The sequence below is a fragment of the Microcoleus sp. Pol1C5 genome, from assembly GCF_036701115.1.
Taxonomy (GTDB): Bacteria; Cyanobacteriota; Cyanobacteriia; order Cyanobacteriales; family Microcoleaceae; genus Microcoleus.
On the sequence record NZ_JAUBQE010000039.1, the window covers coordinates 45,356 to 69,906 of the forward strand.

Genomic DNA, 24,551 nt, shown 5'->3' on the forward strand with positions numbered 1-24,551 from the left:
GGAATTTATGGGAAATTTATATCGCTCAAGAACTCTGTATACTACCGAAACCGTTACCACACTTGACCATGACTTTTTCAGTTTGGCTGATAGCAAAATAGTGCCTCATGGAATTTATGAGGTGCAAAATAACCGAGGATATTTAACCCTATGTATTAGTAAATATATGAGTTAATTTTGCTTGGCAAGCGATTAAAGTGTGGGGGATAAATTACGGGATTTCTACTCTCAAACCCATTCAATTTTGATTAAATGTGATAGACGTGGTAGTAATAATTCCAATTATCATAGCTTTAAATCGGACTTACAAAAATTAGTTAATGAGCTAGATATAGAAATCATAATAGCACATTATCTTCCCTATACATCCAAGTACAATCCAATTGAGCATCGTTTATTTGCTCATGTAACGAGAGCTTGTCTTGGTTATAACACCCGATCGCGATCGGCAATCGGGTCTGGTAAAACTATCATTTAACCAACAGCGATCGCCTCTTAATTTTGACGGCAAACAATCCCACTCCTGCAACAATCATGGCAGCAATATTGCTAGGTTCAGGCACTGCTTCGGCAATACTGAGCGAATTGATCCCCAAAGCCCGATCGCCCTCAGAACTGCTATAAACGAGCCGCGAGATGTTGGCAGCATCGCTGCGAACTCCGAGAAATTGAGCCGAGTTATCTAGTGCTAATGAGGATGTTCCCTGGGTTGAGAAACTGCCTAACAAATTATTATTACTGTCAAATGCCGAGATCGATGCAGTGAATAAAAATGTATCATCTACCGCTATTTGCGTCCCGGCGGCCGCCACCGGGCGATCGAAGGTAATCGTTAGCGGGCCAGGATTTCCTACTGATGGCGGTGGGCCTGGTATTAAGCCTGTAAACAAAATGAAATCACCGCTGGCAAAGTTGGTGGGAATGCCTGGTGAAGGCAAGGTTTGAAAAAGTAAAGGAGGGGTCACTCCTGGAGTTGTAGCCGCGGGAATATTGACATTAACTCCCAGTCCTTGTTCCGAGGTGACTGAGAAGGAATTGGGCAATACTTTAAAGGGCGGCTGGACTGGCCCTAAAATCGACCAATCAACGCGATCGCTCCCTCCCAAGGCCGCGCGATCGCTCACGAATGTCAGATTAGCAGCTTCAACTGGCGGTGCTAACAGAATCAGCAGAGTGCCGATCGCAGTTCCCGCAGCAGATAGTTTTAGCGATCGCGTTTTTTTTTCCATCGGTACAAATTCCGGCAGGCGATCGCTTTCCAATAAATGCACTTTGAAGTGTTGAAATTTGTCAGAAATCATAATAATTCCTCCATTCAACCTTTCCACAAAATATTACAAAAATTTGGTCATGCCAAAACTGAATGTTTAAATTAGGTTCCGTCCAATATAGTTTATATCCTGATAATGAACTCTGATTATTTAACAAGACATAACATTACGCATACTTTCGTAAAGTGGGGATTTTCCGCCCTACAATTGGTATTCGATGCAATTGAAAACTGCTATCAAACTGGACAGTTCCCTAAAGTTGGAAGTACATCCGAGACATTTTCCTGCCTCAGTATCCTCGGTAACAGGGAATGTTTCGCTTACAATTACACTATGTAGCATCTAACAAAAAAAAGCGATCGCACTATGGGAATGACTCTGACCGAAAAAATATTAGCCAAAGCATCAGGCCGCACTAAAGTCGAGCCCGGAGAAAATATCTGGGTAGAAACAGATGTGTTGATGACCCACGATGTCTGCGGGCCCGGCACCATCGGCGTTTTCAAACGCGAATTCGGCGAGAATGCTAAAGTCTGGAACCCCGACAAAATCGTCCTCATTCCCGACCACTACATTTTCACTAACGACGAACGCGCTAACCGCAACGTCGATATTCTCCGCGATTTTGCCAAAGAACAAGGGATAAAATACTTTTACGACATCACGGATCGATCGGACTTCAAAGCAAATCCCGACTACAAAGGAGTTTGCCACATCGCCTTAGCACAAGAAGGCCACACCCGACCAGGCGAAGTGCTCTTCGGCACCGATTCCCACACCTGCAATGCCGGCGCTTTCGGACAATTCGCCACCGGTATCGGCAATACAGACGCGGCTTTTATCATGGGAACCGGCAAACTGTTAATCAAAGTTCCCGCAACCATGCGCTTTGTGTTCAACGGTGAACTGCCGGATTATTTGTTAGCAAAAGACCTAATTTTGCAGATTATTGGTGATATTAGCGTTGCCGGTGCTAACTACCGGACAATGGAATTTGCGGGCGATACAGTTGAGCGTTTGACGATGGAAGAACGGATGACGCTGTGCAATATGGTGATTGAAGCTGGCGGTAAAAACGGCACGGTTGCGCCCGACAAAACTACGTTTGATTACGTTACTTCGCGGACTGACAAACCCTTCGATTCATTTTACAGCGATGGGGATGCTAAATTTTATAGCGATCGCACCTACGATGTCAGCAAATTAGAACCAGTCGTCGCCAAACCGCACTCTCCCGACAACCGCGACTTAGCCCGCAACTGCCGCGATGTCAAGATCGATCGAGTTTACATCGGTTCCTGCACCGGCGGCAAAACCTCCGACTTCCTGAATGCCGCCCGCATTCTCAAAGGAAATCAAGTCAAAGTTCCGACTTATTTAGTACCAGCAACTCAGAAAGTTTACGAAGATTTATTTGTCACAAAATACGAAGGTCAAACGCTTTCGGAAATCTTCTTAGCTGCAGGCTGCATCGAACCCGCAGCGCCTTCTTGTGCCGCTTGTTTGGGCGGTCCGAAAGATACTTTCGGGCGGATGAACGAACCCGAAATTTGCGTGTCTACAACTAACCGCAATTTTCCCGGTCGGATGGGGAATAAAGAAGCGCAAGTTTATCTAGCTTCGCCTTACACGGCGGCGGCTTCTGCGCTGACTGGGTATGTCACCGATCCGCGCGAATTCCTGTGTTAGAAAGTAGCTGATGTAAGGTGCGCAATGCGCACCCGGAGGCCCCTGGAAGGTGCGCATTTCGCACCCTACGAGATGAATGTAAGGTGCGCAATGCGCACCCGCACAGATGAGTGTAAGATGCCCTATAAAAAAGTAGGAAGACGATATTAATGCCAAACTATCGCCGATTTTACCTTCCTGGTGGAACTTTCTTTCTAACGCTTGTTACCTACAATCGCACACCGCTATTTTCCGACTCAGAAAATGTCTCGCGACTCCGCAACGCTGTAGCGGCGATTAAATCAGAACAACCTTTTGAAATTCTTGGGGCAGTTGTATTGCCCGACCACATCCATTTTTTGTGGAAATTACCTCCTAATGATACTGCCTATCCCAAGCGTCTGGGACGGATAAAAGTTTTATTTACACAATCTTTGCGCGGTCAAGGAACTTTGCCTCAAAATGTCTCCTTTTCGCGTCGCAAGCGTCGAGAAAGTGATGTTTGGCATCGGCGATTTTGGGAACATACTATTTGCAACGAAGAGGATTTTGAACAGCATTTAAACTATATTCACTACAATCCTGTTAAGCACAATTTAAGTTATTGTCCGCATTTGTGGTCTTACTCTAGCTTTCGCTTATGGGTCAAAAAAGATGTTTATGGAGTTGATTGGTGCTGTAGTTGTAATGGCAGAAATCCAAAAATACCAAATTTTGATGCCATTTCCTATAGACTAGGAGAATAAATCCACAGGACTTACGTAAAAAGTGGTTTGACGCGCTATAAATAGCGGTAAGGTACGCAGTGCGCACCCGATTCCCCTGGAAGGTGCGCACTGCGCACCCTACTTGAATAGGGAGGAAACTTACCTTGAAAACACTATTTTTGGCTTGGCAAGACCCGGGCAGCGGTTATTGGTTTCCGATTGGTCTATTGACATTTAACGGTAAAGAATACCAATTCAGTTATACAAAGGGTGTTCTAGAAGCTAAACATAAGTGCTGGTTTGAACCCTTGCCATCTTTCCCTGATTTCAGTAAGGTTTACACTTCACAGAAACTGTTTCCCTTGTTTTCCAATCGAGTGATGCCGCGATCGCGTCCTGACTACCCTGAATTTGTACAGTGGTTGAATATCCCTCAACACGAAGATGACCCAATTGCTTTATTGGCCCGCAGCGGAGGTAAACGGGTAACTGATAAATTTGAGGTATTCCCCTGTCCCGAACCGGATGAAAATGGACGTTACCGCATCCATTTTTTTGCACATGGACTGCGACACCTTCCCAAGCCGGCAATTGAACGGATTAATGAGCTTCAAGTGGGCGAACTTTTGTATTTAGCCCACGAATTTCAAAATCCGCACGATTCCTCTGCTTTGCTCCTGTGTACTAAAGATCACTGGATTGTAGGCTATTGTCCGCGCTATCTTGTGGAGGATATTTTTCAAATTATCTCGCAGCACCGAGATTTGGTTCGCGTAGAAGTCGATCGCCTCAATCAACCCCCAACGCCGCTACAGTTCCGCTTGCTGTGCAAGATGACGGCCGATTGGCGAGACTTTCGCCCCTTTCAAGATCGGATGTACCAGCCGGTTAGCAGTGATGTTTTAGCTGCAAGTGCGATCGGATAATCAGCAATAATAAGTAAAATTACGATCGCATAATTATGGAATAAGTCAAGTTAATTATTGTGAATTGAATACAGAAGATTGCAGAATTTATACAAATAATTAGCTCAACGTTGACATTTTTTTTATAATAAAGTATGTTTGAGCTAATTTATCGATTCCCAATTCCGCAGTCTCAATTTAATCCCATAAAATTTATGAAAGTTAGATCTGCACATTGCTAATGCTATCCATTAGTATTGTTCTTCTGGGGAAAACCGATTAGAGTTATACTTTTTATAATTACAATTGGTCGGGGTGCGAAATTGACCGAACATAAACTTCCGAGAATTGTGAGTATGAACAAAAAAATAAAGATTGGGGTTGCTGAAGCTTTTGGTACTTTTGTGTTGGTATTAGGTGGATGCGGCAGTGCGGTTTTAGCTGGAGACAAAATCGGCTTTTTGGGAGTGTCGATCGCCTTTGGTCTATCCCTCTTAATCATGGTTTATACGATCGGGCCTATCTCTGGATGCCACATTAATCCAGCAGTAAGTATCGGTTTAGTAGTTGCCAAACTGATCGATGCTGTTTTGCTTCCTTATTATATAGGAGGTCAGATTGTAGGGGGAATTTTAGGCGGTCTTGTTTTGTACATGATAGCATCAGGAAAGCCGGGTTTTGATGCGGCGGCTTCGGGATTTGCGTCTAACGGTTTTGCAGAACATTCTCCGACTGGTTACGGGCTTTTGGCAGCAGCTTTAACGGAAGTTGTACTGACTGCTTTTCTGTTATTTACAATCATGGGGACTACCCATCCCAATTATCCCGTCGGTTTGGGCGGAATTCCGATCGGCTTAATGCTGGTGTTGATTCACTTAATCGGAATTCCGGTAACCAATACTTCAGTTAACCCAGCTAGAAGTATCGGTGTGGCACTTTTTCAAGGCGGATGGGCAATCCAACAGTTGTGGGCGTTTATTGTATTCCCAGTGATTGGTGGAATTATCGGCGTTTTGGCTTATAATTTCATTAAACCCACTATGGAAGAAATTTGATCGAGAATCAAAAATAAACCGGGTTTATTGAATTTTTTAGGGTGGTAGAATTCATCCGGCAACTTAAGCAACCCGGTTTGTCGATCGCACAACTCGATAAAATTGCAAGTATTCGGTAAATATGCGCCATGATTACGATCGTGATGGGAGTTTCAGGTTCTGGCAAAACTACAGTTGGCAAGTTGCTGGCGCAATCTCTCAATTGGCATTTCAGCGATGCCGACGATTTTCACTCGCCAGCAAACATCGAAAAAATGAGTTTGGGCATTCCTTTAGAAGATGCCGATCGTCTTCCTTGGCTATTACAATTGCAAGCTGCAATAGACTGGTGGCTTTGGGAAGATAGAAATGTGGTTTTGGCTTGTTCAGCTTTAAAAGCATCTTACCGCGAAATGCTCTGCCGAGACCCGCAGCGGATGAAAATAGTTTATCTCAAAGGTTCTTTTCAGTTATTGTCAGCCCGGTTAACAAGTCGCGAAAATCACTACATGAAAGCAGACTTGCTGTTAAGTCAGTTAGACACTCTCGAAGAACCAGAAGATGCAATTATCATAGATGCTTCTCAGCCACTAGAGTTAATCGTGCGCCAAATTAAAAATCATCTGATGTGCGGTTAATGACCCCAAATAAAACCTATAATACTAAATCGGGCTTAAATACCAGTTTATTTCTTAGTTTCTCTTAACTAGGGCGATAGTTTGTAGAGTAGCAATTTTAATCGCCGAGTCTTATCGAGGGTTTTTAACGCGGATTTGTATAACAGTTATTTTTTTCGGGTCGATCGGGTTTCTGAACCAAATTTAGCCCCCTCTCCGTTTCCGGGGGAGAGGTTTGGCGTGCTAATTTTTGTACAAATACAAGAAAGCTTCTACTTCAGCGGCGGTTGGTTGAGCTTTAATTGCCCCGGGTTTCATTGCTGTCATCGAACCTACCGCACTCGCATAAGTTACAACTTTTTTTGTTATTTCTGGATTGGCTAAACTCTTAATTCCCACCTTGCACAATTGGCTGACAAAACCAGCCAGAAAACCGTCGCCGGCACCTGTTGTATCCTCAACATCTACTTTAAATGCGGGGATTTTTCCTTCATTTTCCGAGATACAATAGGCGCAACCTTTCTCGCCTGCCGTCACCAAAACTCCTTCTACGGAATCGAGGCGGTAGGTAATAGCTCCAGCGTCGGTAGTGTCAAACAACCATTCGGCTTCTTCGTCAGATAATTTGACAAAATCAACTTTTTTTAAGAGTTTTCTAATGTGCGCTTTTGCTTCGTCTGGATTTGGCCAAAACACGGGACGCCAATTGATGTCAAGTATAATTTTAAGATCGTAATGTTCTGCTAGCTCCATCGATCGGGCGATCGCCTCTCGACTTTCAGGATAAGCTAATTCTAAAGTGCCTAACACTAAAAATTCGGCATTTTCAAACAGCACCTCGGGTAGTTTTGCAGCGATGAGACGGGTGTCGGCAAAATCCGCAGTATTGAATTCGCCAAAACCGGCAAAATTTCGATCGCCCGCTTGATTCCGCAAGACATAAACTTGCCGCGTCGGCGCACTCGGATGCCACTGCACTCCAGTGATATCAACCCCTAATTCTTGCAATACCTGCACTAGGGAATTCCCCAATTCATCCCCACCTACAGCACCGATAAATCCCGCCGCCGTCCCCAATTTAACCAAAGCACAGGCAACATTAGCTGGAGCACCGCCGGGATATGCCGTCCAAGATTCTACCTCTTCGAGAGATACTCCTGGTTTGTCTGCTAAACAATCAAATAAAAGTTCACCCAGACACAGAACGCGAGGATAAGTCATAGGAATTTGAGATTTGAGATTTGAGATTTTAGACCAGCAGTAGACAGGTCAATAATGATTTTTAACCCATCCCAGAAAAATTGCCAGCTATTTTTTAATGGCTGCTCCTATAATATCAGACCTACTGATACTGGCAGTTACTCCCTTAAGACTGAAGTATAGTGCCGGCGTATAAGTTAGTTGTTGGGCACGCAAACATTTGCAGGTTGTGCACGGATGTCAGATAGGCGCAGGTAAAGGCAGCATCCGCCACCCGACGCACAAGCAGTGCAAGTGGCTGCGCGTCTTGCTGTGTCGGGGCGGGGTTTGCACTCCCGGCGATTCTGCCAGCGAGTTGGTGCTTTGGGCCCGAAAGAGTAGCACAATAAATTTAATTTTCTCTTCATACTCGATCCCTCATCCTTTAGAATTGTAGATAGGTAAATATGCAGACATAGGAAAAATTTATGAGTGGGATTGTCTCTGGGACCCCTGTCACCCTGTCGGACAGAGAATTGCAAGTGGTAGAGTTAGTAGCGGCGGGATTGACTAATGAGAAAATTGCCGAAAAGTTAGAGATTAGCAAGCGTACAGTTGACAACCACATTAGCAATATCTTGAACAAGACGCGCGCTGACAATCGAGTTACGCTTGTACGCTGGGCGTTGCAGTGGGGAAAGGTATGTTTGGACAATATTAACTGCTGCCCTTTACCGCGGCCGATCGATAAAGAAGTATCTTAAGTAGGGATTTTGGTTGGGTACAGGCAAAGAAATGATGCAAACGGCACAAGAAAAACAACTCCGCTATCAAATTCAATGCCCTAGATTGCCGCTGGCGGTGTATCGCGAAGTGGCGATCCATTTGCGTCAAGTTGATGGGGTGGAAACCGGTTTAATTCCGCAGCAGTCGCAGCGGTTTGATTACTACGACAGCCAAGTTGGGGGTTTGTGGATACAGTATCCTGAAGGGTTCGATTTGGCCGGTCGCGAGCGGGTCGATCGCATTTTGGCTTATTATGGCGATCGTTACGGAGCTTGGGAATTATTAAGTCATTAGTTATTGGGCATTGGGAATTGGGCATTGGGCATTGGGCATTGGGCATTGGGAATTGGGCATTAATTACGAGTGCCTACAACGAACAAAAAACCTGCAAATAAAAACCAAAAACCAAAAACCAAACAATAACCGCTAACTAATGACTACTGACTACTGACTACTGACTACTGACTAACAAAATGAGTGCAATTAAAACTTTACCGGGAACGCGGGATATTTTGCCCGCTGAAATTCAATATTGGCAAAATATAGAAGAAGTCGCTAGAACTATTTTAAAAAAAGCGGCTTATCGAGAAATTCGGACGCCTATTTTTGAACAGACATCTTTATTTGAACGCGGAATCGGCGAAGCTACCGATGTTGTGGGCAAAGAAATGTACACTTTTAAGGATAAGGGCGATCGATCGACAACTTTGCGTCCAGAAGGCACCGCCGGAGTAGTCCGAGCTTTTATTCAAAACAGTTTGTACGCAGCAGGAGACGTGCAGCGTCTGTGGTATGCGGGGCCGATGTTTCGCTACGAACGCGCGCAAGAAGGAAGACAGCGGCAGTTCAATCAAATTGGCGTGGAAGTCTTGGGGAGTGCGAATCCTCGTGCGGATGTCGAGGTAATTGCGATCGCCTGCGACATCCTGCAAACCCTCGGTTTAAAAAATTTGCGCCTCGATATTAATTCTGTCGGAAATAAGGAAGACCGACAAAATTACAGGCAAGCATTAATCGATTATTTTACACCGTACAAATCAGAATTAGACGCCGATTCTCAAGACCGCTTGACTCGAAACCCGCTGCGGATATTGGACAGCAAAAATCAGCGCACTCAAGAAATTGTAGCTGGTGCGCCTAGCATTTTAGAATATTTGGGAGAGGAATCGCGATCGCACTTCGAGCAAGTGCAGCTTATGCTCACAAATTTAGGAATTAGCTATCAGTTAAATCCCAGATTAGTGCGCGGTTTAGATTACTATACCTACACCGCTTTTGAAATTATATCCGACGATTTGGGAGCGCAAGCAACAGTTTGCGGAGGCGGCCGCTACGACGGTTTAGTCAAGGAATTGGGCGGCCCAGATACGGCGGCAGTCGGTTGGGCAATGGGTATCGAAAGGTTGATTATCCTGCTGCAAAAGTTGCAACCTTTACCCGCGCCAAAGTTGGATTTTTATTTGGTATCCCGGGGCGAAAAAGCAGAACAGCAATCGGTATTGTTAGCTCAAAAATTGCGAAGTGCGGGGTTTAGTGTAGAGATAGATTTGAGCGGTAGTGCTTTCGGGAAACAGTTTAAAAGGGCCGATAGAAGCGGTGCTGTTGCGTGTTTAGTTTTGGGAGATGCGGAAGCTGAAAACGAGACGGTACAATTGAAGTGGTTGGCGAGTGGTGAACAAAGTGCGATCGGGCAATGGGAACTACTAGCAATGACAAACGAGCTACACCAGAAAATTAACAACCCTTAGAACTCTCGGTTTTAGCCGAGTCTATATCCCCCTAAATCCCCCTTCTTAAGGGGGACTTTGAATTCCAATCCTCTCGTTACCAGGCTCTGCCAGGTAACGCATATCCAGAGGCTCTGCCTCGTCATTAAGCCATTAACATTAATCCCAAAAACCAAGAGATATAATTTAAGCATTAAAACATTTAACCTCTAATAAACTATGTCTGTAGCAACTAAAAACCCACAAACAAAACTCACAATCACCTGGCCGCTACTACCAGAAGATTTTCAACTACCAGACGACCCCGTGGAAGACGAAAGCCAACCATTATTAGCCGCCGCTTTGCGCCAGCCGCTAACAGGATTTCCTGAATTAATGCAGGATGCCTTAATTGTTTCCAACTTTGCCTTGTGTGCCGGAATTAGTTTCCCAGGTTCAACCAGTGACGAACAGCGTATTATCTGCAAAGCACCAGATTGGATGTACGTGAAACCCGTCAATCCAAAAAATGTCTCGCAAGTTCGCCGCAGTTACACGCCACACACAGAAGGAACCATCCCCCAAATCGTGATGGAGTTTCTTTCAGAAAGCTATGGAGAAGAATACTCCGTTGAATTTACCTCGCGGGTGGGAAAGTGGTATTTTTACGAGCAAGTAATCAAAGTACCCACATACGTCATATTCCGAGCAAAAACAGCTCATTTAGAAGTTTACGCTTTAGAATCAGAGCACTACAACTTGCAAAAACCTGATGAAAACGGACGTTATTGGATACCGGGATTAAACCTATTTTTAGGTATTTGGGAAGGAACGCACGAAGGAAGGACAGGCTGTTGGTTGAGGTGGTGGAATCCTGAAGGCGAGTTGTTGCTGTGGTCGGAAGAACGAGTAGAACAAGAACGCCAGCGGGGCGATCGCGAACGACTGCGCGCTGAAAAATTGGCCGAAAAACTGCGTCAAGCCGGGATCGAGTTAGATGATGAAGAGTGAAATATCAATTGATGAGTCGAGTTCGATCGGGTTTTGGTATGATGACACTCTTGTGGTGCGGGCATCCAGCCCGCCCTTGGCTAACTTTACACTCCTATGTTAATCGAACGTCTCCAGCCGATCGCCTGGACAAAAAAACCGCGACTCATATCCTTATTTTCTGGTTGCGGCGGCATGGATTTGCCATTCCACCAAGCCGGATTTGAGGTAGTTTGGGCGATCGACTCCAATAAATACGCCTGCAAAACATTCAGCAGAAACATTGCTGATGTCATCATCAACGACAGCATAGAAAATATAGACATTGCACAAGTGCCCGAAGCCGAAATATGTATAGGAGGGTTCCCCTGTCAAGATTTCTCCCTAATTTGGAAACGTCCGGGACTTGAAGGAACCAGAGGCAATTTATATACATACTTTCTCGATTTTGTCAATAAAAAAAAGCCGAAAGCTTTTGTAGCAGAAAATGTCAAAGGCTTATTAAGTGCGAATAATTATCAAGCAATAAAACAAATAATTTCTGACTTTGAAAGTATCGCTCCAGGCTACTTAGTTAAACCTAAACTCTACAACTTTGCTGATTACGGAGTTCCGCAATTTCGCCAAAGAGTGTTATTAGTTGGCATTCGGATGGATACAGGATTTAACTTTGTGCATCCTCAGCCAGAATACGGACCAAATCGCAATAATCCCTATAGAACTGCGGGCGAAGCGCTCAAAAATGTGGAAGCAGTTCTTGACAATAACAAACATCATAAAATTCAATCCCGCACCGTGGAAATTTTAAATCGAATTAAACCGGGAGGCAATTTTTCTGATATTCCCAAGGATAGTCCATACTATGTCAAAGGCATGATCAGTCACGTTTATCGGCGAATTCATCCAGATAAACCATCATCAACAATCATTGCAGGTGGAGGTGGCGGAACTTGGGGTTATCATTATTTAGAACCGCGTTCTTTGACAAATCGTGAAAGAGCAAGATTGCAAACATTCCCCGATGATTTTGTTTTTGAAGGTTCTACCACTGAAGTGAGGCGGCAGATTGGCAATGCAGTGCCGCCGCAGGGAATCGCTGCTGTTGTGGAGTCTTTGATTCCGTTATTTAAGGAGGATTATCCGAAAGTGGATTTATATGAAATGAGTAAAAAGTTGCAGGGGATGTCTATTCAGGAACGATTAAAATGGGCTGAATAAGAGGTGTCCGAGCAGAGTTTGCAGTTAATTTGAAAGTGTAGTATGATTAAAATACCTGAGTTTGACGAGGCTTTAAGCTTATGTCTAAGTCAGGTTATATATATTTTTATTTTTAAATCAAATATTAATCGCGTGAAAAAAAACTTAACTACAGGAAACCCCTCTAGAAACACACCTCATTACGAAGATCCTCAAGACATACCTGAGCAGTTTGCGGACATCGTAGAGGAACTACGGACTAAGGCTCAAGAGGTTCGCTCGCTCCATATTAGAAAACCCAGTTCTGGTAATGCTGCGGCTGCCAAACTCGAACTAGAAACTGGCCGAGTTTATAGCAAAGAAGCTACCAGCAAGAAAAAGCCTCTCAATATTCCAGGCAGAGACAATGGGCCAAAGTTGTTTTTTCAGGAAAGGATTGACAGAGCAGCACTCCATAATAATTACAACAAAGAACACGCCGAGTACAAGCTCTTCAATGCACTTGCAGAAGAGTTGGAAGGAGATAGTGTACCTTCTGAGGCGACAGGAAGGCTTTACCTTTACACGGAGATGGAGATGTGTTCTGGCTGCAACACTACCTGCGATGAAGACTTTGCTAGGTTGTTCCCGAACATTGAAGTGATTATCTTCTACAAGGAACCATATCCGTAGAAATAGAGGATAAAAAGCCAGTAGAGTCAAGGAAGACTTTACTGGCTTCTCTGGGTAAGGTAGAATGGAGGTGATATGAATCTTAAAATTAGCTTGATCTTGGTTGACTATCAAGGGAAATACATAAGGAGGGAAAGCCAATGATAAAGTTTGATCTAGGTCACTACACCGATTTTAAATTGCCCAGCAACTCAACTATTCCAGAGCAATTACAGCAAACACTTCAGACGGTGTGGGACAGAAAATATGACGATTTATACGAAACAGGTGGAAAGTGCAATGTAGAAGAAGCCTTTGTAGAAGTAATGACAGCCTTTGGAATGCCTAATGATGCCATATCCCATCAGCGATACGTCTATATGGCTTATGGAATAGCATTAGCAGCTAAACCGACCATTAAACATTACTTTCCTGAAGAACACAAAGCTGATATCGTTGAAGGAATTGTATCTTGTTGGCTGAAGGATAGTTGTGAAATCCCAGAAACTTGGGCAGATACCTTGTTTCCTAATATCAACAAAATTGGAAAATATCAAGCTAGTAACGAAGCTTATAATATTTTCTACGGCTTGCTGCAAACACTCAACACGAAAACAGCTTATAATGCCATCTTAGATATTCTGTATGATGGGATTACTGGTGATGCCATTTCTGGTTTTACTGAAGCCCGACGAGATATGTTTAATTGGTGGCTGATCGAAGTAATTCCTGCTGCTTATTGTTTAAAGCTGCCATCTACTTTATATTCGGGAAAATGGGAATTTCCGCCGTTGAGTAAGCTTGCGTAATCGATATAAGCAAATCGATCGAATAACTAATCAGGCACGATCAAACCCTTCAATATTCTCCCCTTTTCCTCCTCTCTCAACCCCTTACACTGCACCAAAACCCCAAAACCCCCCAAACCCATCGGATCGATCAACTGATGCAAAGCCTCCCGGCGCCGCAAAAACGTTGCCAAATCCAATACTTCCGCATCATTTGTAGACAGAGAAGCAATACGATCGCACAAACCCAACGCCATCAAAAACAAAGCCTGCTGAGTAAACCCTACCACATCCAAACCGCACAATTCACCCTGCCTTTCCAGCGCCGTAAAATTAACATGAGCCGTTAAATCTTGCCGCCCCACATTAATATAAGGATTATTGTGATATCGGTGCAGATAATAACACTGTAGCGTCCCCTCCCTGCGCCTCGGATTGTAATAGCGGTGCGCCGGATGGCCGTAATCAATAGTTAACAAATATCCCCGCTGCAACTTCTGAGCAACTGTACTCATCCAGTCCAAAGCCGCCAAATTCACCTCACTGCGATAACCATCCCCGTAAACACTCGCCGACAAATCGATGCTTACAAAATCCAAATATTCGACCATTTTAGGCGTGGAAACTTCGCCAATTACTTCAATAAATTTTATCTTTTCTTGTTCATTTTTTTTTGTTTCAACGCCAACGTAAATCTCCCTAACTTGCCCTTCTTCCAGAATGAATTGATGCACTGGAAAAGCATCTACTAACTCGTTAGAAAAGAAACATCCGACTATTGAATTATTAACTATTTCCTCCCAATTGCACCACTTAACGCACTTGATATCACTTAAGCTTTGGCGTTGTTCCGCTTGAAGTATTGGCGAAATTTCAACAATTATGTATGTTAAAGTTTTAAATAAGTCTGGATGTTGCCGTTGCAGATATTGCAGCACATTTACGGCGAAAGTTCCCCGCCCAGCGCCCATTTCTACGATCGCGAAATTGAAAGGACGATCGAGCAATTCCCACATTTCCACAAACTGCTTTGCCAAAACCTCCGCAAAATCAGCACCCCAATGAGACGACGTGATAAAATCGCCTTGTTTGCCGATCGACGGGCGATCGCTATTATAATATCCGTGCTGCGGATGATACAATGCCAAATCCATATATTCAGCAAAAGTAATACGCCGCTGCGGGCTGGTGGCAATTCTTTCGCAGATTAAAGCACTGAGTTCCGGGTTGCTGTCATTGATATCTGATTGCTGAACTTTCATAATTTATCGAATCAAAGTTGATGTTATTTCATTTGTGAAGAAGAGATTTTTTTTATTAACCGCAGAGGGCGCAGAGGGCACAGAGGAAGAGAGAAGAGAGAAATAAGGTACATTTTAGTGACGTTAACAGCAAAATTAATCGATATCTATCCGCGTTTATCTGCGGTTTAAAAAAAATTAACCCGGTTCCCTAAAAAAACCGGGTTAATTTCTCAGATAAAAACCGACCAAACCTACCTGTCAACCGAGCCCATAATAATGTCGATACTGCCCAAAATCGCCACCAAATCCGCAATCTTCACACCGCGAACAATGTGAGGCAAAATCTGCAAATTATTAAAATCCCCAGTCCGAATCTTCCAGCGCCAAGGAAACACAGTATCATCCCCGATAATATAAATCCCCAACTCACCCTTACCGCTTTCAACGCGGACATAATGTTCGCCCTTGGGAATCTTAAAAGTCGGCGCAACTTTTTTGCCAATAAACTGATAGTCAAAACCATTCCATTCAGATTTTGGCCCGCTTTCGAGTCGCTTCGCTTCCAAATTCTCGTAAGAGCCACCGGGGAGTCCTTTCAAGGCTTGATAGATAATCTTAACCGACTCGCGCATCTCGCGAATCCGCACCACATACCGGGCCAAACAATCGCCAGCAGCTTCGGTACAAACTTCCCAGTCGAAGTCGTCGTAACATTCGTAATGGTCAACTTTCCGCAAATCCCACTTAACGCCGGAAGCCCGCAACATGGGGCCCGACAGTCCCCAGTTAATCGCTTCTTCGCGAGAAATAGTACCCAGGCCTTCAATCCGGCGGCGGAAGATTGGGTTGTTGGTAATTAAACGTTCGTACTCGTCAATTTTGGGAACGAAATAATCGCAGTAATCTTGGCACTTCTCTACCCAACCGTAGGGCAAATCTGCGGCAACTCCGCCGATGCGGAAATAGTTATTATTCACCATGCGATAACCTGTAGCGGCTTCCCACAAGTCGAGAATTGGTTCGCGATCGCGCATAGTATAGAAAAAAGGAGTTTGTGCCCCCACGTCCGCCAAAAACGGCCCCAACCACAACAAATGGTTAGCAATCCGGTTCAACTCCAGCATGATTACCCGAATGTAACTCGCCCGTTTGGGGACAGCAATATTCGCCAACTTTTCCGGCGCATTTACTGTTACCGCTTCGTTAAACATCCCCTCTGCATAGTCCCACCGGCTGACGTAGGGCACGTACATCACGTTGGTGCGATTTTCGGCAATTTTTTCCATCCCCCGGTGCAGATAGCCCAAAACTGGCTCGCAGTCCACCACATCTTCCCCGTCCAGGGTGACAATTAGCCGGAGTACCCCGTGCATGGAAGGGTGGTGCGGCCCCATGTTGAGCACCATCGGTTCGGTTCTAGTCTCAATTCTTGACATAATTAAATGAATTAATGATTACTGACTATTGTTGATTTTTGTTTCGCTGTTATAGATTATGAAGGATATCGAGCTCTGTGAGAAGCATACCCCTGGATCTGATGTCAGAATTGACACCTATCACGTTCCAGTTTTGGGTCAAGAATTAATTGCGGGTTTGGCTGTGCGTCCAGGGGGACACTATTTGGACGCGACGCTTGGGGGTGGCGGACACACGAGTTTGATTTTAGCGGCGGCGCCAGATGTTACAGTGGTGGCGATCGACCGCGATGAACAAGCCATCCGTTTTTGCCAAGCCAAATTTGCCAACTCGCCCGTTGAGTTTTGGCACGGCAACTTTGCTGAATATCAGTCCCCAGAGGCCGAATTTGATGGTATCATAGCAGACTTGGGCGTCAGCTCTGCTCAGTTCGATACACCGGAACGAGGATTTAGTTTTCGCCACCCAGCTCAACTAGATATGCGTATGAACCAGCAGCAATCTTTGACGGCAGAAGAGATTATCAACCACTGGGAAGAAGTTAAACTAGCAGATATTATTTACAAGTACGGCGAGGAACGACTGTCGCGGCGCATCGCGAGGCGGATTGTGCAAGGGCGCCCTTTTCAAACTACAACAGAACTTGCAGGGGCGATCGCCTCCAGCTTCCCTCCCAAGCAGCGCAACGGCAGAATCCATCCTGCCACCCGTACTTTCCAAGCTTTAAGGATAGCTGTCAACTCCGAGCTCGCTTCTTTAGAAACTTTCCTCAACCAAGCGCCAAGGTGGTTAAAACCAGGTGGGAGAATCGGAATCATTACATTTCACAGTCTGGAAGACCGACCAGTCAAGCACCAACTCAGAGGAACACCCAGTTTGCAGGTACTGACAAAAAAGCCGATCGGGCCACAATCCGAAGAAGTCGCTAGAAATCCCCGCTCTCGTTCTGCTAAGCTCAGACTGGCAGAAAGAATAACTTGATTCAGCAGTAGTAATATGATTGCTGCAAAAAGTTCAGAGAGTAGGGAGAATTGCATGCAGCAATCAAGTGCGATTGGGCACAGGTGTAGGTAGGGAATAGCGCAACAACCCACCACTAACCCTCCGGGTACAGTGGGGCTTGAAATACAGCCAGTGTTGACCAGACTTAGGTAGCAATACCTGCCTTAGTAGTAAGTGTTAAAATTCACACCTAGGACAGTGCCCAGCTAGTTAAGAACTCTGCAATCAGAGCATTAATTAGCCGTTTTGAATGCTGGTGTGTTTAGAAAAGTACCGACTGCTAACAAGGTCATTGCTCGTATCACAGCGTGAAAGCTCACTCGGAAATTTTCCCTATTGAAGCGGCCTACCGAGGCGGGTTACAGTATCGAAAGCCTCTCATCTGTTGTGCGAACAGATGGTGCGAAAGGAATGCTCACCTTAAGGTAAAACGGGTTTCTTTAACTCAACTTGACGTAACTGATATGTTGCATATATCCAGCCCCCCTTTTCCTCCCGCCACCTTGCTGAATACAGCTATGGTGGGGGTTTTCAAGGGGGAAGAAAGATGAGTAGGGGAGATGGAAGCAAGCTGAAACTGATGGTAGTCGATGACGAACCCGATAACTTGGATTTATTGTACCGGACGTTTCGACGCGACTTTCAGGTTTACAAAGCAGATAGCGCCCTCAGCGCCCTGGAAGTTCTAGACGAACAGGGCGAGATGGCGGTGATTATATCTGACCAGCGGATGCCAGAAATGAATGGCACCGAGTTTTTGGGGAAAACAGTCGAGCGATTTCCCGATACGATTCGGATTCTGCTAACGGGATACACCGATGTTGAAGATTTGGTTGAGGCCATCAACTCAGGTCAAGTTTTCAAATACATCACCAAACCGTGGAATCCTGAAGAACTCAAATTGGTGATCAATCAAGCCTCAGAAACTTACAAATACTACAAGCAGCGCAGCGTTGCATTGCGCCGCGCTTTACGCAAGGAATCTCTGTTCAATGAGGTAATGAGCGTCATTCGCGGGTCGCTAGATTACTCTAGTATGGTACAAACTATTGTTCAAACCGTAGGTCAAACTTTTGAGGCCAACTATTGTATGCTGCGGCCGGTAGAGAGCGATCGACTATTGCCGAGTACCTTCCCCTACCAAGCCCAAACCGACGATGCCAGTAGTTTTTCTTTTGATGAAAATTTATTGGTTCAAGCAGTAGCCAGCCGCCAAACTCAAGTGAACCCAAACAGCGGGGGGGACGGTAAATCGGTTGAGATTGCCGTGCCCCTGACTTACCAGCAAGAATTACTGGCGGTACTGGCTTTGTGCCAGATTGGCGGCACTAACCCTTGGTCGGCAGAAGATATAGAGTTAATAGAAGGTGTAGCAGCTCAAGCTGCTCTCGCCCTGTCTCAAGCTAAGCTCTACCAGCGCACTCTGGATTTAGCCAAGCAGATGCAAAACGAGTTGGAAGTGGCTCGCCAAATCCAAACAAACTTGTTGCGCCAAAGTTGGCCGGATTTTGAAACTGTTAGGGTGCAAGCTTGCTGTTATCCCGCGCGGGAAGTTGGTGGCGACTTTTTTGAAGTCTACGTCCACTCCCAAGGGGATATTTGGATAGCGGTGGGAGATGTTTCGGGTAAGGGAGTTCCGGCTGCTCTATTTATGGCCAGCGCGATTTCGGTGATGCGGCGGGAACTTTCCCAAGAAGTTTCTCCAGAGCCAGATCAAGTTATGCAGAACATGAATAGCAGTATGTCTGACGACCTGATCGGCAACAACCATTTTATTACAATGGTTGTAGCTCGTTACACTCCGTCAACGGGACACCTCGCCTTTGCTAATGCCGGTCACATTTACCCGATTGTTTGGTCTCACTCGGAAGTGAAAGCTCAAGCCGCTAGCGGTAAAACGCCAGCCGAGCCTAATTTCCTGAAAGCTCGTGGCATTCCCTTGGGGATACTACCAGTTTGGAGAGGCAAAGCAGGTGCGATCGAATTAAAGTCAGGAGATGTATTTCTGCTGACGAGTGACGGGATTACTGAAGCTAGCGTCACCACTGAAGGGGTCTCCGGGGGTGTACCAACCCGTTCTATGCTACAACAAGAAGGGCTTTGGCAACTGTTGATTCAGGAGCCTGGTTCCTTCAACTTGGACAATTTGTTGGCTCACATCCGAGCCGACAATCCCGTTCAGGAAGACGACCAAACCATACTCTCTTTGGAGGTTCTTTGAATCTGTCAGCGACTCCCGACCCATAGTTGGGGGTGAGAGCCGAAAAAACTTAAGCGCTGCTGGTTGACGGCTCACAGAGTAGTCCTGCAAAGGACGGCATTATCGTCAACAGTAAAAAACCTAGCCGGCGATGGCGCAGCTAGTTTCGTGAATCGCTTTTCTGGGGGATTCAACACCTGTAAAAGGTTAAGGTAGAAGGCATTGGTCAGAAAAAACCCAAGCTTAAAAGCCAGAGATTGAAACAAAGATTTTTTATACCTCGCTGCTTGCAGTCTCGGTATAATTATCTATTGTTAATGGGCTTTAGACCCATAACTAAAGTTTTCAAATATACTCTTAACTTCTGCCTTCTACCGAATGACCAATGCCTGATTTTTCAACAGAAAAGGCTAGTGTCCCCCCAGTAGTGATAAGTATTGAGGCCGAATCCATTCGGCGCGTCGTGTTTCATACCTGGTGTGAAGACACAGGGTTTTCAAACTTACGGGATTTTTTTATGAATACTGAGCTTCATGTGCCAAGCGACTTGCGGTTTTTAACAATTGTTGAAAATTGGTTGCTGAGCAGTTTGGAAGTAGAGCTAGGAGAGCACGTCGATTGGCCGCGTCAGTCGAATCGTTTGCGCTTGGTGTTAGCAGAAGCCTATTCTAACGTGATCCGCCATGCTCACAAAGATCAACCCAATTTACCCGTTTTAATTCGCTTGAATTTAAAAAATAGGGATATTGGTTTAGAAATTTGGGATTACGGTAAAGGTTACGAAATGGATACTTACAATCCTCCGAGGCCGGAAGCTAAACAGGAAAGCGGCTACGGCTGGCTGATTATGAGTAGACTTATGGATCGGGTGGACTACACTTTGCAAATAGACGGTCGCAACTGTCTAAAGTTGGAAGCGAGTTTGCCGGAAAAATCTTAATTAGTCATTAGTCATTAGTCATTAATGATTGGCAATCCACTTTTTGACTCGCTTTGGCTGTCTGTCGCACGCTGCGGTGACAGCCAGTTTTTCGTGCAGTAGCGTCCCTCTCTAAGAAACTGTAAGATTGTAGGGGTACAGTCCAGATCGCACAAGTAACTAAGAAACCGATTTTTTATACCGTGAGGGACACTTTACCAAAGATTTGGATAAAACCCGGTGTCTGCCTCATTTTTGCCAGAAAAAACCGATTAACCTGTCGATCGCACGACTTTAACTATTACGTGCGATCGACAGGTCAAACCAAAATAGGCAATTTAAATCTGAAACAGCTTATTAAGCATCAAATTTTTTCTGTGACCGCAGACTTAGCAATTCTTGGGGAGAAGCTAACAGTTTGACGGTGACAGAAAGGATTTTTTGGTCAGAATTGAGCAAGAACTGCCATCCGACATTAACACCAAATGCGGAAGTTTGCACCCGGCCGCTGACCTGAACTTCTACTTTGCCATCTTCTAAAATTTGGCTGACACCTTTTTGGGGTTCTAGCTGCATTCCTCGCGCTTCTTTTTTTAGATAAGTGCCGATCGCAATCCTGCCGATAATTGGATCTTCAAACGGCGCGTGCAGAACCGCATCATCGGCCAATAAATTAGCCGTCGCTTCAAAATCCCCCGCGTTTAAAGTTTCAAAATATTGCAGTATCCCTGGCATTGTGATGCCTGCAATCTTTATAGAGTTAGTTAAAATAGGTCGAGTTGTGGCGGTCATAAAACAAGTGATTTCAAATGAATGAGTATACTGTAATCATTCTCTTTGTCGCAGCAAATCCCTCAAAAGATATAAGTAGGGGTAGGAAAATAATTCTCCGAAAAAAGGAGGAATCGGGAACCGCAGAGAGTCGAACGCAGCTTTCAGAGCGATCGACCAAAATCCATCCTACTTTCAAAAAATACAAGTGTAGCCAAGCTGTAAACCCTGATACAATAAGTCATTTTCCATCCTTCAATTCTTGAATCTAAAATTTAAAATATCAAATCTAAAATGATATAAACCCAGACACCTAATGGCATCTGGGTTTCTGGGCAAGCCTGTTTAACAGAGCAAACAAGAATATTCTATTTGCGGATCAAATTGAGCAATTCTTTAGGAGATGCCAACAAGTCGATCGCCACAAAGAAAATTTGACCTTGGGGATCGAGCAAAAACCGCCATGCAATGTTCATTCCCACATTCGATCCGAACCAGGGAGTTTCGACTTTGCCGGTGACTTTCACTTGGCGGTAGCCATCTTCTGCGGGTTCCGATACGCCTTGCTGCGGCATCATTTTCAGTCCGACGCACTCTTCCCGCATATAGTTGAGGATAGCTTCGCGACCGACGATCGGCTTTTGGAAAGGCGGTTGCAGGGCACCTTCTTCAGCAAATAAACCGACGGCTGGGGTGAAGTCGAAGGCGTTCATGTAGTCGATGTAGCTGAGCACAGTCTGCTCGCTAATACCCTCAATTTTGGTTTTTACCCGCTCTTCTGGAGCGGTGGGAGTGCTGCGGGGGGCAGAGCGTTTGCCGTACTCTTGGTTAAAAGCAGGGTCATAGCCCATGTTAACTACGGTATTCCGAAGTACGGTAATTTGCTGGCCTGGATCCAGTTTTTTGATGGTTTCGAGAACTGCGGTGGCTTCGGGAGACATTTGATAGCCAGCGGGGATCGGAGCGACAAGGCCCTGTTTCATCAACTGTCCCAACTCGTACCAGAAACCGAGTTTGGTGTTGACGCGCAAGGAAGTGTAAATCCGACCAATCGTTGTGTCGGCGTTGCTGGCTAGGTCAAACATGGTTTTGCTTTGAGCAGCAGGCGACATTTGCTTGATTTCGCTGAGGATGCCTTCGACAAGCGCCATGCTGGCTACTCCCGGAGCTGCTGCGGTGATGGAAACACCCATTTCGGTGTAGGCATACCAGAGCAAGGCTAGTTGGTCTTCAACGCTGAGTTTGTAGAAGGCTTCGGTGGTAGCCGGAACAACGCTAGCAATCTCGGTGTTTGAGAAGATAGATTGAGCGGATTGAATGCTAACTGCCATGTGTATGCTGTGGGATTTGTGGTCTTAGTGAGGTACTTGAGTTAGGAAACCTCAAGCTCCCTTGATTAACATCATGTAACGTTTTGTTAATTTTTGCAAATATAAATTACATATAGCTGAGTTATAAAACTATGATCAATGGTTTGGTAAATTGCGATCGCCGTCACTAGACTGTGCGCCGAATTAGGTTATTTAGGAAACCGATCGTTAAAAATTGCTTGGCATATCATATAAAATCAAAATAGTCAATACAAAAGGTAAATATTTGCCTGGTATCAAATGAAAGCGCCAATTAGCAGCATTTTGGTGAAGCAAAAAGCCCTTGAGTTGGGATTTCACAAAGTCGGGATCGCCTCAAAAGACACGGATTTCGATCTAGAAAAACAAAGATTGCAAGCTTGGCTGGACAAGGGTTATCAGGCGGATATGGCGTGGATGGCAAACCCGAAACGGCAGGATATTCGATTAATAATGCCAGAGGTGCAGTCATTAATATGTGTCGCCATCAACTACTACACACCTCACCAACGCCCCTCAAATCCCCCTTGTGAGGGGGGGGTCGAGGCAGGGGTCGAATATGCTAAAATCTCTCGCTACGGTTGGGGGCGGGATTACCATAGAATTTTGCACAAAAAACTGAAGGTTTTGGCAAATTGGGTGCGATCGCAAGGCGAGGGAATTGAAGCGCGGTATTATGCTGATACCGGACCGGTTCAGGATAAAATGTGGGCGCAACGTGCCGGGATTGGCTGGATTGCCAAAAATGGTAATGTAATTTCGCGCGAATACGGTTCTTGGGTGTTTTTGGGAGAAATCTTGACTAATTTGGAGTTAGCGCCCGATGCACCCCATACGGAACATTGCGGTACTTGCACTCGCTGCATTGAGGCGTGTCCGACGGGGGCAATTACTGAGCCTTTTGTGGTGAATGCCGATCGATGTATAGCCTATCACACGATCGAGAATCGAGCCGAAAAATTGCCCGACGAAATTGCATCTAATTTACAAGGTTGGGTAGCAGGCTGCGATATTTGTCAAGATGTTTGTCCTTGGAATCAGCGATTTGCTAAACCAACTGATGTGCCAGAGTTTGAGCCTTATCCTGAAAACATAGCCCCGACACTTGCAGAATTAGCCGACATTTCCGACGAGGAATGGAACCGCAGATTTACAGCTTCGGCGCTGCGGCGCATAAAACCAGAAATGCTGCGGCGAAATGCGAAAGCAAATCAAATTAACCCTTAAAAGTTGAGATGTTCGTCAGGGTGCTTAGGGGGCACCTTACCCTATAGATAATACCCCAAGGGTATTTACGGAGCGCCAATAGTCAATATATTATGCAGTAAGTCATTCCCCATCTAAAATCTAAAATTTAAAATCTAAAACGGAGCGCCAATAGTCAATACATTATACAGTAAGTCATTCCCAGCTAAAATCTAAAATCTAAAATCTAAAATTGTATGCTCCCCCGTTACTTATTTGCTATTGTCCAATGACCAAAGTAATTATTTTTGATTTTGACGGTACTTTAGCAGATACAATCGATATTCTTCTGAGCATCACCAACCGTTTGTCAGTAGAATTAGGCTTTAAGTCTGCGACCAAAGAGCAAATCGCTCAACTGAGCAATTTAACTTCTTGGCAACTCCTTCAGTATTCTGGCATTTCTATCTTCAAATTCCCACTGTTGATTAGAATGTTGAAAGCAGAGTTACGCAGCGAAATTCCCAACATTCAATTATTTCCGGAAATTAAAGAAGTTTTAGTGGAGTTAAAAAAACTAGAATTTCAACTGGGCATTATCACATCTAATTCCCGAGAAAACGTCTTGGCATCGCTGGAAAAAAATGGTTTGCAAGATACTTTCACATTTATTTACTCGGGTTCAACTTTTGGTAAACATAAAGTTATTAATAGCTGGTTAAAAAGAGAACAGATAGATCCTAAACAAGTCGTTTATGTGGGAGATGAGATTAGAGATATAGAAGCTGCTAGAAAAACAGGAATTAAGGTAATGGCTGTAGCTTGGGGTTTTAATTCTCAGGAGGCTTTGGCTGCACACAATCCAGATTTTTTGATTAAACGCCCCCAGGAATTGATAGAGATTATGAGTAATTTGCGGGAAGTGTAAACTGAATTTGCAAAAAGTAAGACTCCTCAGTGGAAATC

The 24,551-nt window shown here is 44.9% G+C and carries 24 protein-coding genes and 1 pseudogene; 18 read left to right on the forward strand and 7 right to left on the reverse strand.

Annotated features, from left to right (window positions below; all coding sequences use genetic code 11):
* Nucleotides 1–7: 7 nt before the first annotated feature.
* Nucleotides 8–478, forward strand: a pseudogene (locus QUA23_RS31130) (ISAzo13-like element transposase-related protein).
* Here the strand turns inward: QUA23_RS31130 and QUA23_RS20800 are convergent.
* Nucleotides 471–1,301 carry a PEP-CTERM sorting domain-containing protein gene (locus tag QUA23_RS20800; protein WP_333077708.1) on the reverse strand — a complete coding sequence of 277 codons (831 nt, stop codon included), beginning with the start codon at nucleotides 1,299–1,301 and terminating at the stop codon, nucleotides 471–473. The pseudogene QUA23_RS31130 and the gene QUA23_RS20800 overlap by 8 nt on opposite strands.
* A 336-nt stretch (nucleotides 1,302–1,637) precedes the next feature.
* Here QUA23_RS20800 and QUA23_RS20805 point away from each other — a divergent pair, with 336 nt between their 5' ends.
* The 5 genes from QUA23_RS20805 to QUA23_RS20825 all read left to right on the forward strand — a co-directional run bounded on the left by QUA23_RS20805 (nucleotide 1,638) and on the right by QUA23_RS20825 (nucleotide 6,223).
* A complete protein-coding gene (locus tag QUA23_RS20805) occupies nucleotides 1,638–2,960 on the forward strand; it encodes a 3-isopropylmalate dehydratase large subunit (RefSeq protein ID WP_333077709.1) in 1,323 nt (440 codons plus the stop codon).
* Between the two features lie 149 nt (nucleotides 2,961–3,109).
* Nucleotides 3,110–3,685 carry an REP-associated tyrosine transposase gene (locus QUA23_RS20810; RefSeq protein WP_333077710.1) on the forward strand — a complete coding sequence of 192 codons (576 nt, stop codon included), beginning with the start codon at nucleotides 3,110–3,112 and terminating at the stop codon, nucleotides 3,683–3,685.
* Nucleotides 3,686–3,810: 125 nt separating this feature from the next.
* Nucleotides 3,811–4,572: an HIRAN domain-containing protein gene (locus QUA23_RS20815; protein WP_333077711.1), complete on the forward strand. Its 762-nt coding sequence runs from the start codon at nucleotides 3,811–3,813 to the stop codon at nucleotides 4,570–4,572.
* Nucleotides 4,573–4,907: 335 nt separating this feature from the next.
* Nucleotides 4,908–5,606 (forward strand): aquaporin Z, encoded by a 699-nt coding sequence (gene aqpZ / locus QUA23_RS20820; protein ID WP_333077712.1) that lies wholly within the window; start codon nucleotides 4,908–4,910, stop codon nucleotides 5,604–5,606.
* A 128-nt stretch (nucleotides 5,607–5,734) separates the two neighbouring features.
* Nucleotides 5,735–6,223 (forward strand): gluconokinase, encoded by a 489-nt coding sequence (locus QUA23_RS20825; RefSeq protein WP_333077713.1) that lies wholly within the window; start codon nucleotides 5,735–5,737, stop codon nucleotides 6,221–6,223.
* A gap of 222 nt (nucleotides 6,224–6,445) precedes the next feature.
* Here the strand turns inward: QUA23_RS20825 and QUA23_RS20830 are convergent, their stop codons facing one another.
* Both QUA23_RS20830 and QUA23_RS20835 read right to left on the reverse strand, forming a co-directional pair.
* Nucleotides 6,446–7,423, reverse strand: a complete 978-nt coding sequence (locus QUA23_RS20830) for a carbohydrate kinase (protein WP_333077715.1) — start codon at nucleotides 7,421–7,423, stop codon at nucleotides 6,446–6,448.
* A gap of 176 nt (nucleotides 7,424–7,599) precedes the next feature.
* A complete protein-coding gene (locus QUA23_RS20835) occupies nucleotides 7,600–7,809 on the reverse strand; it encodes a hypothetical protein (protein ID WP_333110499.1) in 210 nt (69 codons plus the stop codon).
* A gap of 60 nt (nucleotides 7,810–7,869) precedes the next feature.
* Between QUA23_RS20835 and QUA23_RS20840 the strand changes: the two genes are divergently transcribed.
* From QUA23_RS20840 to QUA23_RS20870, 7 genes are all read left to right on the forward strand, one after another.
* A complete protein-coding gene (locus QUA23_RS20840) occupies nucleotides 7,870–8,145 on the forward strand; it encodes a photosynthetic electron transport-dependent transcriptional regulator PedR (RefSeq protein ID WP_006633901.1) in 276 nt (91 codons plus the stop codon).
* 34 nt (nucleotides 8,146–8,179) lie between these two features.
* Nucleotides 8,180–8,461, forward strand: a complete 282-nt coding sequence (locus tag QUA23_RS20845) for a hypothetical protein (protein ID WP_333077731.1) — start codon at nucleotides 8,180–8,182, stop codon at nucleotides 8,459–8,461.
* A gap of 179 nt (nucleotides 8,462–8,640) precedes the next feature.
* Entirely contained in the window at nucleotides 8,641–9,915 is a 1,275-nt protein-coding gene (gene hisS, locus QUA23_RS20850; RefSeq protein WP_333077716.1) for a histidine--tRNA ligase, read from the forward strand.
* A gap of 198 nt (nucleotides 9,916–10,113) precedes the next feature.
* On the forward strand, nucleotides 10,114–10,884 hold the full coding sequence (locus QUA23_RS20855; RefSeq protein WP_333077717.1) for a Uma2 family endonuclease: 771 nt from the start codon (nucleotides 10,114–10,116) through the stop codon (nucleotides 10,882–10,884).
* A 96-nt stretch (nucleotides 10,885–10,980) separates the two neighbouring features.
* Nucleotides 10,981–12,081, forward strand: a complete 1,101-nt coding sequence (locus tag QUA23_RS20860; RefSeq protein WP_333077718.1) for a DNA cytosine methyltransferase — start codon at nucleotides 10,981–10,983, stop codon at nucleotides 12,079–12,081.
* Between the two features lie 132 nt (nucleotides 12,082–12,213).
* Complete coding sequence (locus QUA23_RS20865; RefSeq protein ID WP_333077719.1) at nucleotides 12,214–12,732, forward strand: deaminase domain-containing protein; 519 nt, start codon at nucleotides 12,214–12,216, stop codon at nucleotides 12,730–12,732.
* 140 nt (nucleotides 12,733–12,872) lie between these two features.
* Nucleotides 12,873–13,520 (forward strand): hypothetical protein, encoded by a 648-nt coding sequence (locus QUA23_RS20870; protein ID WP_333077720.1) that lies wholly within the window; start codon nucleotides 12,873–12,875, stop codon nucleotides 13,518–13,520.
* A 26-nt stretch (nucleotides 13,521–13,546) separates the two neighbouring features.
* Here the strand turns inward: QUA23_RS20870 and QUA23_RS20875 are convergent, their stop codons facing one another.
* Both QUA23_RS20875 and QUA23_RS20880 read right to left on the reverse strand, forming a co-directional pair.
* Nucleotides 13,547–14,761 carry a class I SAM-dependent methyltransferase gene (locus tag QUA23_RS20875; RefSeq protein ID WP_333077721.1) on the reverse strand — a complete coding sequence of 405 codons (1,215 nt, stop codon included), beginning with the start codon at nucleotides 14,759–14,761 and terminating at the stop codon, nucleotides 13,547–13,549.
* 233 nt (nucleotides 14,762–14,994) lie between these two features.
* On the reverse strand, nucleotides 14,995–16,179 hold the full coding sequence (locus tag QUA23_RS20880; protein ID WP_333077722.1) for an NAD(P)H-quinone oxidoreductase subunit H: 1,185 nt from the start codon (nucleotides 16,177–16,179) through the stop codon (nucleotides 14,995–14,997).
* Nucleotides 16,180–16,237: 58 nt separating this feature from the next.
* On the opposite strand from QUA23_RS20880, the gene rsmH reads away from it, so the two are divergent.
* The 3 genes from rsmH (at nucleotide 16,238) to QUA23_RS20895 (ending at nucleotide 20,301) form a co-directional block, all read left to right on the forward strand.
* Nucleotides 16,238–17,140: a 16S rRNA (cytosine(1402)-N(4))-methyltransferase RsmH gene (rsmH, locus tag QUA23_RS20885; RefSeq protein ID WP_333077723.1), complete on the forward strand. Its 903-nt coding sequence runs from the start codon at nucleotides 16,238–16,240 to the stop codon at nucleotides 17,138–17,140.
* Between the two features lie 568 nt (nucleotides 17,141–17,708).
* On the forward strand, nucleotides 17,709–19,382 hold the full coding sequence (locus QUA23_RS20890; protein ID WP_333066376.1) for a SpoIIE family protein phosphatase: 1,674 nt from the start codon (nucleotides 17,709–17,711) through the stop codon (nucleotides 19,380–19,382).
* Between the two features lie 496 nt (nucleotides 19,383–19,878).
* Complete coding sequence (locus QUA23_RS20895; protein WP_006633914.1) at nucleotides 19,879–20,301, forward strand: ATP-binding protein; 423 nt, start codon at nucleotides 19,879–19,881, stop codon at nucleotides 20,299–20,301.
* 336 nt (nucleotides 20,302–20,637) lie between these two features.
* On the opposite strand, the gene QUA23_RS20900 is transcribed toward QUA23_RS20895, so the two are convergent.
* Nucleotides 20,638–21,072: a nuclear transport factor 2 family protein gene (locus tag QUA23_RS20900; RefSeq protein ID WP_333077724.1), complete on the reverse strand. Its 435-nt coding sequence runs from the start codon at nucleotides 21,070–21,072 to the stop codon at nucleotides 20,638–20,640.
* Between the two features lie 347 nt (nucleotides 21,073–21,419).
* On the reverse strand, nucleotides 21,420–22,382 hold the full coding sequence (locus tag QUA23_RS20905; RefSeq protein ID WP_333077725.1) for an orange carotenoid protein N-terminal domain-containing protein: 963 nt from the start codon (nucleotides 22,380–22,382) through the stop codon (nucleotides 21,420–21,422).
* A 279-nt stretch (nucleotides 22,383–22,661) separates the two neighbouring features.
* Between QUA23_RS20905 and queG the strand changes: the two genes are divergently transcribed.
* Both queG and QUA23_RS20915 read left to right on the forward strand, forming a co-directional pair.
* On the forward strand, nucleotides 22,662–23,627 hold the full coding sequence (gene queG, locus QUA23_RS20910) for a tRNA epoxyqueuosine(34) reductase QueG (protein WP_333077726.1): 966 nt from the start codon (nucleotides 22,662–22,664) through the stop codon (nucleotides 23,625–23,627).
* 247 nt (nucleotides 23,628–23,874) lie between these two features.
* Nucleotides 23,875–24,513, forward strand: coding sequence for an HAD-IA family hydrolase (locus QUA23_RS20915; protein WP_333077727.1), 639 nt, complete (start codon nucleotides 23,875–23,877; stop codon nucleotides 24,511–24,513).
* The last annotated feature ends 38 nt before the right edge of the window (nucleotides 24,514–24,551 follow it).

Coding starts and splice junctions, on each gene's coding strand:
- QUA23_RS20800 (WP_333077708.1), bottom strand. CDS start 1,301: ATGATTTCTGACAAATTTCAACACTTCAAAGTGCATTTATTGGAAAGC.
- QUA23_RS20805 (WP_333077709.1), top strand. CDS start 1,638: ATGGGAATGACTCTGACCGAAAAAATATTAGCCAAAGCATCAGGCCGC.
- QUA23_RS20810 (WP_333077710.1), top strand. CDS start 3,110: ATGCCAAACTATCGCCGATTTTACCTTCCTGGTGGAACTTTCTTTCTA.
- aqpZ (WP_333077712.1), top strand. CDS start 4,908: ATGAACAAAAAAATAAAGATTGGGGTTGCTGAAGCTTTTGGTACTTTT.
- QUA23_RS20825 (WP_333077713.1), top strand. CDS start 5,735: ATGATTACGATCGTGATGGGAGTTTCAGGTTCTGGCAAAACTACAGTT.
- QUA23_RS20830 (WP_333077715.1), bottom strand. CDS start 7,423: ATGACTTATCCTCGCGTTCTGTGTCTGGGTGAACTTTTATTTGATTGT.
- QUA23_RS20835 (WP_333110499.1), bottom strand. CDS start 7,809: ATGAAGAGAAAATTAAATTTATTGTGCTACTCTTTCGGGCCCAAAGCA.
- QUA23_RS20840 (WP_006633901.1), top strand. CDS start 7,870: ATGAGTGGGATTGTCTCTGGGACCCCTGTCACCCTGTCGGACAGAGAA.
- QUA23_RS20845 (WP_333077731.1), top strand. CDS start 8,180: ATGCAAACGGCACAAGAAAAACAACTCCGCTATCAAATTCAATGCCCT.
- hisS (WP_333077716.1), top strand. CDS start 8,641: ATGAGTGCAATTAAAACTTTACCGGGAACGCGGGATATTTTGCCCGCT.
- QUA23_RS20855 (WP_333077717.1), top strand. CDS start 10,114: ATGTCTGTAGCAACTAAAAACCCACAAACAAAACTCACAATCACCTGG.
- QUA23_RS20860 (WP_333077718.1), top strand. CDS start 10,981: ATGTTAATCGAACGTCTCCAGCCGATCGCCTGGACAAAAAAACCGCGA.
- QUA23_RS20870 (WP_333077720.1), top strand. CDS start 12,873: ATGATAAAGTTTGATCTAGGTCACTACACCGATTTTAAATTGCCCAGC.
- QUA23_RS20875 (WP_333077721.1), bottom strand. CDS start 14,761: ATGAAAGTTCAGCAATCAGATATCAATGACAGCAACCCGGAACTCAGT.
- QUA23_RS20880 (WP_333077722.1), bottom strand. CDS start 16,179: ATGTCAAGAATTGAGACTAGAACCGAACCGATGGTGCTCAACATGGGG.
- rsmH (WP_333077723.1), top strand. CDS start 16,238: ATGAAGGATATCGAGCTCTGTGAGAAGCATACCCCTGGATCTGATGTC.
- QUA23_RS20890 (WP_333066376.1), top strand. CDS start 17,709: ATGAGTAGGGGAGATGGAAGCAAGCTGAAACTGATGGTAGTCGATGAC.
- QUA23_RS20895 (WP_006633914.1), top strand. CDS start 19,879: ATGAATACTGAGCTTCATGTGCCAAGCGACTTGCGGTTTTTAACAATT.
- QUA23_RS20900 (WP_333077724.1), bottom strand. CDS start 21,072: ATGACCGCCACAACTCGACCTATTTTAACTAACTCTATAAAGATTGCA.
- QUA23_RS20905 (WP_333077725.1), bottom strand. CDS start 22,382: ATGGCAGTTAGCATTCAATCCGCTCAATCTATCTTCTCAAACACCGAG.
- queG (WP_333077726.1), top strand. CDS start 22,662: ATGAAAGCGCCAATTAGCAGCATTTTGGTGAAGCAAAAAGCCCTTGAG.
- QUA23_RS20915 (WP_333077727.1), top strand. CDS start 23,875: ATGACCAAAGTAATTATTTTTGATTTTGACGGTACTTTAGCAGATACA.